Annotated in this window: 14 protein-coding genes; 3 read left to right on the top strand and 11 right to left on the bottom strand. The window is 35.7% G+C overall.

What is annotated here, in order from left to right; translation table 11 throughout:
• Window positions 1-1,278, top strand: a complete 1,278-nt coding sequence (gene hemL, locus RM542_RS12495) for a glutamate-1-semialdehyde 2,1-aminomutase (protein ID WP_311386074.1) — start codon at window positions 1-3, stop codon at window positions 1,276-1,278.
• On the opposite strand, the gene RM542_RS12490 is transcribed toward hemL, so the two are convergent.
• The 7 genes from RM542_RS12490 to RM542_RS12460 form a co-directional block, all read right to left on the bottom strand.
• Entirely contained in the window at window positions 1,275-1,832 is a 558-nt protein-coding gene (locus tag RM542_RS12490; RefSeq protein WP_311386073.1) for a hypothetical protein, read from the bottom strand. The genes hemL and RM542_RS12490 overlap by 4 nt on opposite strands.
• Window positions 1,833-1,867: 35 nt before the next feature.
• The gene (locus RM542_RS12485; protein WP_311386107.1) at window positions 1,868-3,043 is read right to left on the bottom strand and encodes an MFS transporter; all 1,176 of its coding nucleotides are present in this window, start codon (window positions 3,041-3,043) and stop codon (window positions 1,868-1,870) included.
• 14 nt (window positions 3,044-3,057) lie between these two features.
• Entirely contained in the window at window positions 3,058-3,432 is a 375-nt protein-coding gene (locus RM542_RS12480) for a VOC family protein (RefSeq protein WP_311386072.1), read from the bottom strand.
• Window positions 3,433-3,581: 149 nt separating this feature from the next.
• Complete coding sequence (locus RM542_RS12475; protein WP_311386071.1) at window positions 3,582-3,887, bottom strand: hypothetical protein; 306 nt, start codon at window positions 3,885-3,887, stop codon at window positions 3,582-3,584.
• 199 nt (window positions 3,888-4,086) lie between these two features.
• A complete protein-coding gene (locus tag RM542_RS12470) occupies window positions 4,087-5,010 on the bottom strand; it encodes an LLM class oxidoreductase (protein ID WP_311386070.1) in 924 nt (307 codons plus the stop codon).
• 1 nt (window position 5,011) lies between these two features.
• Entirely contained in the window at window positions 5,012-5,833 is an 822-nt protein-coding gene (locus tag RM542_RS12465) for an SDR family NAD(P)-dependent oxidoreductase (protein ID WP_311386069.1), read from the bottom strand.
• Between the two features lie 12 nt (window positions 5,834-5,845).
• A complete protein-coding gene (locus tag RM542_RS12460) occupies window positions 5,846-6,787 on the bottom strand; it encodes an NADP-dependent oxidoreductase (protein ID WP_311386068.1) in 942 nt (313 codons plus the stop codon).
• Between the two features lie 632 nt (window positions 6,788-7,419).
• On the opposite strand from RM542_RS12460, the gene RM542_RS12455 reads away from it, so the two are divergent.
• Window positions 7,420-9,162, top strand: a complete 1,743-nt coding sequence (locus RM542_RS12455; RefSeq protein ID WP_311386067.1) for an alkaline phosphatase D family protein — start codon at window positions 7,420-7,422, stop codon at window positions 9,160-9,162.
• A 69-nt stretch (window positions 9,163-9,231) separates the two neighbouring features.
• On the opposite strand, the gene RM542_RS12450 is transcribed toward RM542_RS12455, so the two are convergent.
• The 4 genes from RM542_RS12450 to RM542_RS12435 form a co-directional block, all read right to left on the bottom strand.
• The gene (locus RM542_RS12450) at window positions 9,232-9,678 is read right to left on the bottom strand and encodes a hypothetical protein (protein ID WP_311386066.1); all 447 of its coding nucleotides are present in this window, start codon (window positions 9,676-9,678) and stop codon (window positions 9,232-9,234) included.
• 113 nt (window positions 9,679-9,791) lie between these two features.
• Window positions 9,792-9,983, bottom strand: coding sequence for a hypothetical protein (locus RM542_RS12445; RefSeq protein WP_311386065.1), 192 nt, complete (start codon window positions 9,981-9,983; stop codon window positions 9,792-9,794).
• Between the two features lie 188 nt (window positions 9,984-10,171).
• Window positions 10,172-10,357: a hypothetical protein gene (locus tag RM542_RS12440; RefSeq protein ID WP_311386064.1), complete on the bottom strand. Its 186-nt coding sequence runs from the start codon at window positions 10,355-10,357 to the stop codon at window positions 10,172-10,174.
• A gap of 169 nt (window positions 10,358-10,526) precedes the next feature.
• Window positions 10,527-13,025 (bottom strand): zinc-dependent metalloprotease, encoded by a 2,499-nt coding sequence (locus RM542_RS12435; protein WP_311386063.1) that lies wholly within the window; start codon window positions 13,023-13,025, stop codon window positions 10,527-10,529.
• Window positions 13,026-13,292: 267 nt separating this feature from the next.
• Here RM542_RS12435 and RM542_RS12430 point away from each other — a divergent pair, with 267 nt between their 5' ends.
• A complete protein-coding gene (locus RM542_RS12430) occupies window positions 13,293-14,018 on the top strand; it encodes a hypothetical protein (protein WP_311386062.1) in 726 nt (241 codons plus the stop codon).
• Window positions 14,019-14,333 lie beyond the last annotated feature (315 nt).

Raw genomic sequence — 14,333 nt, 5'->3', positions numbered from 1 at the left:
ATGCGATATCAACGTAGTAGTGCACTATTTTCTGAGGCAAAAAAATACATTCCTGGTGGTGTTAATTCGCCGGTTAGGGCTTTTAAAGCGGTCGGTGGAGATCCTATTTTTATTAAAGAGGCTAAAGGTGCTTATCTATATGATGAAGATGATAATCAGTATATAGATTTTATCGCGTCTTGGGGTCCACTAATTTTAGGACATGCACATGAACCAGTTTTGAATGCGGTAATAGAAAAAGCTAAGAAAGGCACTTCTTTTGGTATTCCAACAGCTATAGAAACTGAGCTGGCTAAACTGGCAGTTAGTATGGTGCCTAATATTGATAAGATTCGTTTTGTGAATTCTGGTACTGAGGCTTGTATGAGTGCTGTTCGACTAGCTCGTGGTTATACAGGTAAAGATAAAATCATAAAATTTGCTGGATGTTATCATGGCCATTCCGATTCTTTTTTGATACAAGCGGGTAGTGGTGCAGTAACCTTTGGTAGTCCTAATAGTCCAGGAGTTACTAAGGGTACTGCGAAAGACACACTGCTTGCTAATTATAACGATTTGCAAGGAGTTAAAACCTTGGTAAAGGCCAATAAAGGAGAAATAGCCGCCATTATTATAGAGCCTGTTGCAGGAAATATGGGCTGTATTATTCCAACTGATACCTTTATAAAAGGACTTCGAGAACTTTGTACGCAGGAAGGCATTTTATTGCTTTTTGATGAGGTAATGACTGGTTTTCGATTAGGCAAAGGTGGTGCTCAAGAAGCTTTGGGTATTGATGCTGATATTGTAATGTTCGGCAAAGTCATAGGTGGAGGTTTACCTGTAGGTGCTTTTGCAGCACGCGATGAAATAATGAGCTATTTAGCCCCTGATGGACCTGTTTATCAAGCAGGTACTTTAAGTGGAAATCCATTAGCGATGAGTGCAGGTTTGGCTATGCTAACAGAATTAAATAATAAACCTGAAACCTTTACTAGTTTGGCAAATAAAACGAAATTCTTGCATGAGGGTATCGCTGAGGTTTTAAATGAAAAGGGGGTTACTCACCAAATCAACAGATTTGGGAGCATGATAAGTGTGCATTTTTGTGATGAACCGGTAATTGACTTTGCTTCGTCAGCAAAGGGGAATAATGAGTCCTTTAAAAAGTATTTTCATGGAATGCTAGACAAAGGTATTTATTTACCACCTTCTGCTTTTGAAAGCTATTTTTTAAATGATGCTATTAGCTATGCTGACTTAGCAAAAACTATTGAAGCAGTAAGGAGTATTTTTTAATTTTTGGTTGCTTTCCATATTTTCCATCCAAATAAAAGACAGCAAAATACAAGTGTAATCAATGCCAAATAATGAAACCAAAAAGGTTGAGCGCCCTCAAAATCACCTTTGGCCCTTGCAACATAGGTAATTATCATTACAATACTCACATAATTAAAATAGACCAATTGCCAACCTAATTTAAGTTTATGCAAGACTAATGGAGCACAAACTATCATTAGATAAGCTAAAGCACCACCAGTTAGTTTAATAGGTACAATTGGTATTTTATTTAAAACCACATTTGTAGCTAAAAACCCAAAATGAATTAAATGAACTACTGCAAAAAGTATAAGCCAATAACGTAGTCTTTTATTTTCATTAATTGGTTTTGGGTGGCTAAAAGTGAAAAGGTAAAAAGTCACTAAAAATACTCCGAAAGACAAACGTCCGGAATATCGGGCCGCATGCCGGAAGGTTTCTTCTAATGAAGGTTGCATTAGATAGGCACAAACAAAAATTAGTATTTCAATTATACTGCCGAGAACTAACAGCTTTCCTAAAGGATTTTTCATATTGGGTTGGTTAGACAATGCTAAAGATATAAGAATTATCTATTTGTTTTTTTAGAACTAGTTAATGCGATGAGCCCAAAGATTGGCCCGACTGCTAGTGACGTATAAATCCAATTACTAGCGTAATTTAGTTGTAAATAAACCATGAGCTGAATGCTTATAATGGTAATGGTGAATCCAATACAGTTTACGATTGTTAAGGCAGTTCCTTTTAACTCTGGTGTGGCATTTTGCGCAACTAAGGTTGAAAATAGTGGAGAATCGGCAATGACTACCATTCCCCAAAAAAACAGAAAACCTACAAAAAGGCTTGTGGTAGTAAGAGTAAAAAACAATGGTGCTGCTAGACAACAGCATCCTGAAAGAAATAAAGCGGTACTTGCCGTTTTTTTTACTCCAATCTTTTGTGAAATATGACCACTTAAAACACATGCGATTCCTCCAATGGCTATTATACCGAATGAAAGCAATGGAATATTTAAGGATGATTGGTTTAAGCTCTGGTAAGTGCCTAGCATTATGGGTACAAAAGCCCAAAAAACATATAACTCCCACATGTGCCCAAAATACCCCAAAGCGGCAGCTCTAAAATTTGGGTTTTGAAATACTTTAAAGAAGGCGCCTAAATCTGGTTGCTGACTTTTCTTTCTAAAAGGCCCATTAGGCACCAAAATAGCCAATAGTATTCCACCTAAAATGGCTAAAACAGAAGTTGTTATAATTACTGATTGCCATGAAAAGTATGTTGTTATTCCTTTTAATAAATGTGGAAATGCGGTTCCAAGTACTAAAGCACCTACTAAAAAACCTAATGACTTACCTAAACCTTTGTCAAAATAGTCAGCTGCGATTTTCATTCCAACTGGGTAAATACCTGCTAAGAAAAACCCTGTCAAAAATCGGAAAGCAATTAATGTCAGTAGTGTGTTCCCTGGCCAAAGCATACTCCCATTAAAGATTGCCCCTAGAATAGCGCTCATTAAAAATACTTTTGACGGAGAAAATCGATCTGTAATAGTCAATAAAGCAAATACTAAGGTGCCAGATATGAAACCAAATTGTACTGCAGAGGTTAAGTTACCGAGCGTGTTGGTGTTTAAATTAAAATTAGTTATGAGTTCTTCTAAAACGCCGTTACTCGCGAACCATAATGTAGTGCAACAGAATTGTGCAAGCACAATGATAACTAAAATTTTTTTTTTTGATTTCAATGTATGTTGCGTTGTTATATGCGCCATGGAGGATTTAGCCTATTTTCCCCGGCAAAATATAAAATTAATAGGTTGCCATCTGGGTCTTTTAATCTAGCTTCTCTCCATAACCATGACCTATCACTTGGCAGTTCATCAAAGGCAATACCATTTTTCTGTAAATCTGAAACCCTTTCATCTAGGTTCTCACATTCAAAATATACATAAATGCCTTGACCTTTAATCAGTTTGTCAACCAAGTGAATCGAAAAAGTGGTATTACCCTCAGGGCAAACAAAACGTGCATAATGGGGTAATGCCTCTACGATAAGTTCTAAACCCAAAGTTTTATAAAATGCTATCGATTTAAGAACATCTAATGATGGAACAGTGATTTGGTTGAGGTTCATACCTCTAAGTTAATATATTGGTTTAAGTTAAATCTATTATTAGTTATTAAACGATATTGATATGAATCAGTGCCGCAAGTTTTCTTTTGAAGTTTAGCCAAATTGTAGCAGAGGAGTTATAGTTTTTTCACAGTTCATCGATTATTGGATTAAACAGTCCATAAATTAAAAAACAATTCTACCGTGGTGCCTAAAATAAAACTACCAAAAGCCCCAACCATAGAAATACGCCCAAGCGCAAAGGTATGACTGAAAGACAGCCAAAACGAAACTAAAGCGCAGCCAACAAGTATTATGGTTGCATTAAGGGGTAGTAAACTTGTAAAAAGCCCAGTTGAACTAAATAATGAATCTAAAAGGGCCGTAAAGGCAAAAACTGCTAAGGCAAAATTGGTTTTAAGGTGTTTTTTAAATAAATAATAGCCCGCAATCAGCAATTCTATACTTATGGCCAATGGCTCAAATTGATTGTAGTAAACTTAATTGAAGTACCCGCTAAATGTTTCTAGTAAATTAATCTCAAGTAAAAAAGCGTACTAAGAACCAAGGCTATACTAATGAATAGTGTCGCTGCCATTTTTCTCTTTTTCATTTCAAAATAATTCTACTTTAAAGTTAGTCAAGAAATCTAAAGAAAGATTTTTGAAGGACAAATTAAGCGAAATGTGGTACTAAAAGTTCTCCTAGTTCTTCTACGACTTCACCTGCAGGTCTAGTGCTGTATTTTAAATTTAAAATCACATGATTTACTCCATGGTTCTCAAGGTTTTTCACAAACGATTGTAAATAGTCCATCCCTGTTTGAAAACCTAAGTGAATAGGTTTCGGCATTGCCTTTGTATCTTTAATTAAATCTATATAGAGTGATTGCATGTAAGGTTTCCAAGGCTGTTTGGTCTTCTCTAAACTATCTTGCCAGTTTTGCATGCTTTGTTGTAAAAAATTCAAATCCCGAGGGTAATATAACCAGCCATCAGCATGTTCAGCTATCCAATCTAAACTTTGACCAGAATGGCCGGTAATAAAAAGTGGTGTTTGAGATTCATACTTGGGAACTAAATCTATTGATCCATTTAATTCTCCAAAGTCTGGTGAGTAATATCTGGGAAAATCAGCTTGTAATGCTTTTACATACCCAAAACTATCACGGAACAGTTGGCTTTTTTGGTTGAGGTTTTTTTGAAACGCTGGATATTCATTGGGGCGGTCACCTGAGGCAACACCCATAAGTACTCTTCCTTTAGAAAGTACTTGCAAACTCGCCAATGATTTTGCTGTATGTACAGGGTGTCGTAATGGTAAAATAATACTTCCTGTGGCTAAAGCAATTTTCTCTGTTTGATTCATGATATGAGTCATATAGATCCATGGGTCATACAGCTGGCCAGCATCGCCGAAAGTAGGGTCATGAAAAGGTACATCTCTGAACCAAAGTGCTTTAAAACCTAATTCTTCAGCCCGTTTAGCCAATTGCTCTTGATGCTCCATTTTGGCAATAGAACCTTGATAAGCCTCTATCGGAAAGACAAGACCTAAAGTGAGTTTTCCTTTTCGAGCTACTTGTTTGAAGACGTTCATTTTATGTAATTAATCTTGTCAAAAGTTCTTCGGTAGCGCTAATAAGTTGCCCAATTTTAATTTCATTATAGGCGTCAGCATGGGCTTCACCAAAAGTACCTCTAGGGTCACCCTTGTCATTGTCAAAATACAAGCCTGTTTTTTCTTCAAATTCTGATAAAATAGCCAAGTCATATAGGAGCGAAGCCCCTTTATCCGCTGAAGACCAATGGTTGCCATATGCTTCTTTAACCATTTTGGTATTCAATAATGATCCTGGGTTGACGGCAATAATGGTGACATCTTTTTCTTTTTGGGCCAAATCGAAACTCCACATAGTTAGTGCTAATTTACTTTGTGCATAACCCTCTTGGACACCAATAGTTTTGCTTCCTTTTAACGCTTCTAATGAAACTGATGCTTGGGCTGCGGAACTTAAATTGATAATACGTGGGGCTGTGGCCTTTTTAAGAACAGGTAAAAGTCCTTGTGTAAAAAGATATGGTGCTAAGTAATTCACTACAAGCCTTAAATCTATTCCATTAGAATTTACTAACTGAGAACTTTTAAAAACTCCGGCGTTATTAATAAGGACATCTAATTTAGGAAGTTCAAGAGCTGTTCGTTTTGCCATTTTACAAACACTTTGCAAGTCTGAAAAGTCGGCAACGGAACCAAAAATAGTTTTGGTATTAGCTTCTTTTCTTATTTCAATGATGGTGGCTTCAAGCTTTTTAGGGTCACGACCATGTAAGAAGAGAGAATGTCCCTCTTTGGCCAATTTTAAAGCGGTTAATTTTCCAATACCATCGGTACTACCTGTGATTAAAATGTTCTTTTTCATGATCTTAGTAATTTACACCGTGACTATAACCTTGCCAACCGTTCTTCCGCTTTCTAATTGTAAGTGTGCATCGCCCATATTTTCTAAGGGGAAGGTACTTGAAATATGCGGTTTTATGGTGCCTTTGTCTAGTAGCTCGGCTAGCGTTTTCATACCTTTTTCACTTGATTGTACCATAAGAAATTGCAAGTCGACATGACGTTCTTTGGCTATTGCTAGAATCTCTTCTGAAAAATCTGGAGTTGGTAAAGAAATAATGCTACCGCCTTCTTTTACTACTTTCAGGGAATTTAAAAGGATATCTCCGTTGAACATATCAAACACAAAATCCATGTCAGTTAAGAGTTCTTCAAACTTTTGAGAACGATAGTCTATAAACTCATCTGCGCCCAAAGACAATACGAAATCTTTATTTTTTAATGAACTTGTAGTAATAACATATGCTCCCAAAGATTTTGCAATCTGAATGGCAAAATGTCCGACACCACCAGAACCAGCATGTATTAATACTTTATCACCTTCTTTAACTCTTGGTTGAAGCACTTGTAGTGCTGTAAGCGCGGCTAAAGTTGTAGCGGCAGCATCTTCAAAAGAAACTCCATCAGGTATTTTTGCCAAGTGATTTTCTGGTGCTGCCACGTATTCTGCATATGCATTACCTCGACCAACAAAATTGACCATTCCGAAGACCTTATCCCCAATTTTAAATTTAGAAACCTTATCTCCGACTTTAGTTATGGTGCCCGCAATATCCCAGCCTATTACAACAGGACGTTCTTTACCCATTATCATATCAATTACTGCTGGATTACGTCTTACCTTAAAATCCACTGGGTTAACACTAATGGCCTTGGTTGAAATTAAAACTTCATGGTCTTTTATGGTAGGTTTTTCTACCTCTTTAATTAAAAGATTCTCAACTCCACCTGCTTGTTCTAATAGGATTGCTTTCATAGGTTCTTATATTTTATATATACTATCATTTTTATAGTAGCAAAAATAGTTATAGTATATTAGCAAGTCAAGAACGGTCAAAATTGATAGTGCAAATTTTAATGTTAGTCTGATGTAAATATTTCAATTACCGTTTTTTTTAAAACTACTGAAGAACTAATTTTTTGTCTTGTTTGTGTTTTTTTTAATGAGTAACTTTCATAAAGCTATGACAAGAGACATTATTAATATCAATAATTTTTCATATCAAGGGACAAATTTTCGGTACTAAAACCTTCAACATTAAATTCTTTTTTTATATCCAACTTAATTCTGGAAACCTAAAAATATGATGGTTAGACTTCGGAAAAATATATTTGACAAAGTGGTTTTGTCTCGTTAATTTAATTTTAGAGTCTTCCTTATTAACGTATCATAATTTAACAGTTAAATGAGAACTTTTTGTACTTCTAAATAACTTTAAGGAGTAACATCTTTTGTTAAAGAACTAGATGAGTTTAACTAAAGATAATTCTGATTACTTAACATAAACTAAAGAAAACTAGAACAAGCTTAATTTTCTAGTAATATTCTACTAACCCAGAAGCTATTTCCGTTACATATTTTTAGAAGAAACTAGAGAACACATAAAAATGGAAAGAAAAGTACAATCAAGAAGAGCCTTTTTGGCAAAATCGATATTAGCTTCGGGCGGGGTAATTTTAGCCTCTCAACTCACGGCCTGTGAAAAATTAGATGATTTTTTAGGAGGTGGAAATGATAATGATGTTATACCTAGGTTTTTACATGGGGTGGGTAGTTTTGACCCAATAGCGAATGCTGTTATTATATGGACACGATTTACCCCAACGGCCGATGAGGTGCAACAGGCAATTCGAATTAATTGGCAAATGGCAACGGATATTGATTTTCAAAATATCGTTAAAGAGGGGATGCAGTACGCCAATTTAGAAAATGACTTTACGATTGTACAAGATGTTACCGGTTTGAATTCAAATGGAAAATACTACTATCGCTTTATGCAAGAAGATCTAGCCGTAACCTCAATGATAGGTGAAACTATTACGCTTCCTGAGGCAGGTGTTCCGGTTGATAATCTAAAAGTAGCAGTCTGTTCTTGCAGCAATTATCCAGCGGGACTTTTTAATGTCTATGATGCTATTGCAAATAGTGATGCTGATTTAGTGCTTCATCTTGGAGATTATATCTATGAATATCAGGTTGGCGGTTATGGCACAAATGAAAATACTTCTGTTTTGGGCAGAGAACATGATCCAGCAACTGAAATTTTGTCTTTAGAAGATTACCGATTAAGATATCGTCAATACCGTACCGATGAAGGTTTGCAATTGGCGCATCAGAAAAAACCTTTTGTAGTCGTTTGGGACGATCATGAGATAACCAATGATGCTTATAACGAAGGTGCCGAAAATCACGATGAATCCGAAGGAGATTACGAGGCTCGTTTGCAACGTGCCATTCAAGTTCACAGTGAATATTTGCCAGTTCGTACAGATACGCTGGGGGTCATTTACAGAAACTTTGAGTACGGTAATTTAGTGAACTTGGTTATGCTGGATACGCGTATCATAGGTCGCGACAAACAACTTAGCTTTACCGATTTCTTTGGTGCCGGTGGCGCTTTTGACTTTGCGGGTTTTGCAGACGCCTTAGGAGACCCAAGCAGGGCATTGATGGGACAAGAGCAATTGGCTTGGACCGCTAATGCGGTTGGCGGCAGTAGCGCTAAATGGCAGGTACTGGGGCAGCAAGTATTAATGGGAACTATGACGGTTCCTGCAGAATTATTGATTTTAATTGGCCAAGTAGCGGCTGGTGACACCTCCCCAGAAACTTTAAGCGCCTTGCAAACAGCAATTGTAGATTTATCTACCCTAAAAGCACGTGCCTTGGCCGGAGACCCAACATTGACAGAAGCAGAATTAGGGCGATTGGCAGCTCAAGTTCCTTATAATCTAGATGCTTGGGATGGTTATGCGGTTGAGCGAGAACAGCTCTATGGCATTTTAAATGGGAAGTCCGCTGTTGTCTTTGCTGGCGACACCCATAATGCATGGCATAATATTTTGACCGACATCAATGGAAATAAAGTGGGTGAAGAATTTGCGTGTTCATCGGTGACATCCCCCGGTTTTGAAGGCATTTTTGGGACTGACCCTGCGACCATAGCCGGTATTGAGCAGGCATTCACTTTATTAATCGATGGTCTTCAATATTTTGATGCTAAACAACGAGGTTATGTTCTTGCAGAGTTCACACAGGGCGCTGCTACAGCATCGTATCGTTTTATTGATACCTTAGCTTCTGCGGCTTATACCGAAGTAGAAGGAAATACAGTAACATATTCAGGGTAGAAAAATATAAAGCCCCCTTGGTACTTTGTAACCACACAAAGCAGGGGGCTTTAAAATCAACAAAAAACACTATCCTCTGCGTCCCTCTTTCTGCATTCTTTTTTTGCCTTGAGCATGCTTTTTCATGCTAATTTCTTTCCACAACTGGTATTGTTCATTGTTAAGAATCTGTTTCATTTGTTCTTGATGCGCCAATTGTTTGTCTAAACGAGAGTTTATCATCTCAAAACGTTCTTCTGAAGATGGTTTTTCAGGTTTTGAAGTTTCACTTTGTTCTTTTCGTTCTTCCATTTTTGCTTTTCTTTCTTCAAGTCGAACAATCGTCAAATCCATGATTTGTTTTTGTTGTGTTTTAGAAAGATCTAATGCTAGCGTCATTTTTTTAGTTTTCAGCGTCGCTATTTGCTCTACCGTAAGGTCTTTTGCAAATTGTTGCTTTTTCCCTTTATGACCGCCTCTTTGGGCGAAGGCTGTAAAACCTGCTAAAAGCATTATTACTACGATTACTTTTTTCATGATATTAAATTTTATGATTTACTCATAAGACAGGCTTTAGAGATCATGGTTTAATAGCACAATGAAGTTTGTGAAGTATTTAACAAGTAACGTTAAGAAATATTTAAAATGCTCTATTGCATTTCAACGTCTTCTTCTTCAACCTTATCATTTTCTAATTCAATATCGTCTTCAAAAGTAGTATCTACAGTTTCGGAACTAATAAATTGGTTTTGAAAAGTATTTTCTTCGTATCGGTTGTACAGAACTGCCGCGAGGATAAAGCAACTCAAATAAATGAGACTTTTAACTTTGTAGGATTTCATAATGTAGGATTTGGGATTCCTAATTTACAAAAACTAAGCAAACGAATTTTTGATATGTTGTGAAACGAATCATTATAGTTGTGAAATAGCGATTTCTATAATCAAAACACTACAATTTCATGGTAAACGATATTTCTCATACTTTTCGCTACTTTACAACAGAGTTCTAATAACCTTTAACGACTCAATTATTTAAAATCACCAACTTCTAAGTCCTTTGCATCAGCCATTGCATCTTCGAATTGATTTTTCGAAATTTCAATAGACTCTACATTTTTATCAAGTTCACTTTGAATTGAAGTACTCTGATAAAAGGTTGCAGCTGCTATAAAAAAACATAGATATATAAAACTCTCGATTTTGAAATTTTTCATAATAGTTAGATTTGTTGAGGCTAAACTATAACATCAAAAAGCCCAATTGTTTTAAAAACATACGAATACAAGATAAGTGTAGACGAATGGTAAAAACTGTTGGTTAAGAAAAGGGCAAACCAACTAGTTTGCCCTTTTTTTATACTGAAAGCAATTTGCTTTAACTATTTTATTTTGGATCTAGAATGTTATTAATACGCTCTAATGCATCTTGTAAGTGATATTTGCTCATGGTGTCACCATTTCTAGAAATACCGTTTCTAACATCACGCTTTAAGTTATTGAGCTCCGCTCGAGCAACAGAACGAATGTCGGATTGACTTGTATTAACTACCGTCGATTTTTGATAACCTCCGAAAGCGGGTCGTTTTTTTAAATTTTCAGCGGTCATTAAATAATGCAACCTATCAATATGAGCTTTTTGAAGATTACGTCTGTAAGTATCGATTTTTTTACCAGACCGAGTTTCTGCCCATATTCCTCGTCTTAAATCTGACATCATATCAACCAATTTATAGGCATCACTACCATTCAAGGTTTCATTTTCAATCATACGAGCCATTTTTCCTAGGTGCAATACAGTATTCAAGCTTCGTTCTTGCATAGCTCGAATTCGTTCGACAGAACCAGAGTATTGTACTTTATTGAAAATATTATTATCTAACATCCATTCCGGAGTTTCAAATAATTGCTCGTGTAAAAATTTCAAACTATTTTTTTGATGATCCGCCGGAACATGAGTATAAACTGCTCCTTCTTGATCTGCAGTTTTATGATATTCATAAACTCCACCAATATTGTTAGCTACATGGCCCATATAACGTCTGAATTGATTAACAACTTGGCCATACATCGTTTCTAAATTATCATAATCTTCACCATCTTCAGTGGTCCAATCCATGAGCTTGGGGACTATTCTTTTAAGATTAGCTATACCATACTCACTTGCTTTAATAGCATCATCCCCTAAATCTTCAGTTTGAGAGCTTGGGTCATGAATGTCACCAATTTGTTGATGACCAAAACGATACATTGGGTCGTCAGCATGTTCCAAAATCCAACTATTTAAAGTAGCTTTTTCATCTTCTGCTGATTTATCTAAAATTGGCCGATACCCCCAATTTATTGCATGCTTATCATAAACACCAATATCTGGCATTAAAGCAACACCTTCGTCACCTGGTTGCGCTACATAGTTAAAACGTGCATAATCCATTATAGATGGTGCTGTGCCAAATTTTTGAGTAAATGATTTTGAACGTAGTGAATCAACCGGAAAGGCTACACTACTGCCCATATTATGCGGTAATCCAAGTGTATGACCTACCTCATGAGACGACACAAAGCGAATCAAACGACCCATAATTTCATCTTTAAATTCGGTTGATTGAGCTTCAGGGTTAATAGCAGCGGTTTGCACAAAGTACCAATTGCGCAATAAACTCATAACATTATGGTACCAATTGATGTCAGATTCTAATATTTCACCACTTCTTGGATCACTTACGTGAGGCCCATTTGCATTAGGTATTGGAGATGCTAAATAACGCACTACTGAATAACGTACATCTTCAGGTGACCATTCTGGGTCTTCCTCAACCGTTGGTGGGTCTTTTGCGATAATCGCGTTTTTAAAACCAGCCGTTTCAAAAGCTACTTGCCAATCTTCAATACCTTGTTTAATATAAGGTAACCACTTTTTAGGTGTTGCTCTATCTACATAATAGACGATTTGTTTTTTAGGCTCTACGAGTTCACCAGAATTGAATTTTTCAATGTCCCCATCTTTTACCTCAAGGCGCCATCTGTCTAGATAAGTGACCCTTTTGCTTTCTTGGGCATCAAGACCGTAATCTACTTGACCTCGAGCGAACCATCCCACACGCCTATCGAAATAGCGTCTCTTCATGGGTTCTTTAGGTAGTAGAATCATAGAATTATTTATTTCTATGGAGATAGAACCTAGACTTCTATTGCTAGGCGCACTTTTAGCTGCATAGGTTTTTACATGGCGAGCCTCAATATTTAAAGGGTAACTTTTGATGTTTTCTATATAACTTCTTTCTCCGTCTAACCTACTTACTTTATATCTTGTTCTATAAAAATCAGGCATTCCCAAAGCATTAACATCTTTAGTAAATAGCGGGTCAACCTCAATAACTGTTGCAGGATTTAAAGAATCTTTTTTATTGATTGCCTTAATATCAAAAGCAAATAAAACTGGTTCAAAATTTGAGTTGACAACAGCTTCGTGTATAGGTAATGAATCTGCGGCAACATTTCCATATGATACTACTCGTAGTAGTACTTTTTTGGGTTTCTTCTCCCAACGTAAGACTTGTGTGTTGATTTTACCGCCTCCAAAACCGATACCGGTTGCAGTTTTTGAAATTCTGGTTACCATTAGCATCTCACGTTTAAATAGTGAATCAGGAATTTCGTAGAAATGTTTATTCTCAACTTGATGCACTTTAAATAGACCTTCATCAGTTTGGGCATCTTTTGTAATCACTTTGTCATAAGGTTGAATGTCTCCCTTTTTTGGTTTTGGAGCCGCCTTTTCAGTTTCTTTTTTCTTCTTTTTCTTGAAAATCTGAGCATTTGAAGTTTGAAAAGTTCCTAATAAGAAAATAAGGAACAGTCCACGCGTAATAAATTTGATATCCATTTTGGTCAATTTTGATTTAGTCAAAGTTTTCAAAGAACTTAAAAATACTTTTAACATAGTGTTAAAATCATATTAACAAGAAAAATATTTCTAAAACAGTTGAACCTTTCGGAACCTTGCCTTTTATTGATATTTCAGCTTGTATTGCCCAGTATAGTTGAGCTTGAGAGTATCGATAGAATTGTTAAAAATCTTCAAAACCTGTAACAATTTTAATTTTAGATAGTCTTATAAGCATATTACATCAATCATCAAATCAATCAAAAAATGAACAAATTATTATTAATTTATGGGTGTTTCTTTATGAGTAGTTCACCCATAGCAGATGAACAAGTAAGTACGGTGAATGCTAAATTAAATGCCACGCGTACCATTGAAAACAACTTTACAGCATTAAATGTTTATGCTGAAGACAAAGAGAGTGCTCCACTTTACATAATGAAATTTAATATTGAGGAGCCAGTTGAATTAAGTTTAAGTGAAATAGAATTCGTTGAAGAAGAATCAGTTCTGGATTTAGGTTTTGATACTACTGATTACCTTCCTGAAGGTTTTAATCCTTATGAGAGTTTTGTCGACTTAAATAGTATAAGCTATATAGACGAAGAGAATGAGATAGACCTTGGTTTTGAAACTGAAGACTATTTACCCGAAGATTTTGATGCTTACGCAAATAATTTCGATTTAAATTCTATCAATTATATAGAAGAGGAAGATATGGAGCTTGGTTTTAATACTTCTGAATATCTACCGGCAGAATTTAATCCTTATACAAGTTATCTTGATATAAAATCAATTGAGTTTTTAGAAAATGATTTTGAGTATGAATTAGGTTTTGACACCTCAAAGTATTTACCAGTGGGTTTTGATGCTTATTCAGAAACCTTAGCCATCAGTTCGATAAACTATATCGAAGAAGATGATATGAATTTGGGCTTTGATACGGTAAAGTATCTTCCCAATAATTTTGACCCGTATGCAAGGTCAAACTAGGTAGGATGTTTTCATTTTATCAAAATTTTTGAGTTAGTTAGTTGAAAGAACCCCGGCAATTAGTCGGGGTTCTTATTTTGATATGTTTTATAAGCTCTTAACAGAAATATAACAATAAAATCGATAAAGTGTTTTTGTTAATATTACAATAAAAACAATGGTAATAATGCAAATTTAAGCCCTTAACACTAATTATTTATCAGTAATTCAAAAGCCTTATTGATAATAATTTTCTTACAGATTTTAGGGGTATGTTAATGAAAGTAAAAAGCATACTAATAATAGATTTTAACAGTTTTACCTTTGAAGAAAAAT

The sequence above is a fragment of the Croceitalea sp. P059 genome (assembly GCF_031846365.1).
Classification (GTDB): Bacteria; Bacteroidota; Bacteroidia; order Flavobacteriales; family Flavobacteriaceae; genus Croceitalea; species Croceitalea vernalis.
Note: the sequence above shows the minus strand (reverse complement) of the source record. Positions and strands in the feature narration are given on the sequence as shown.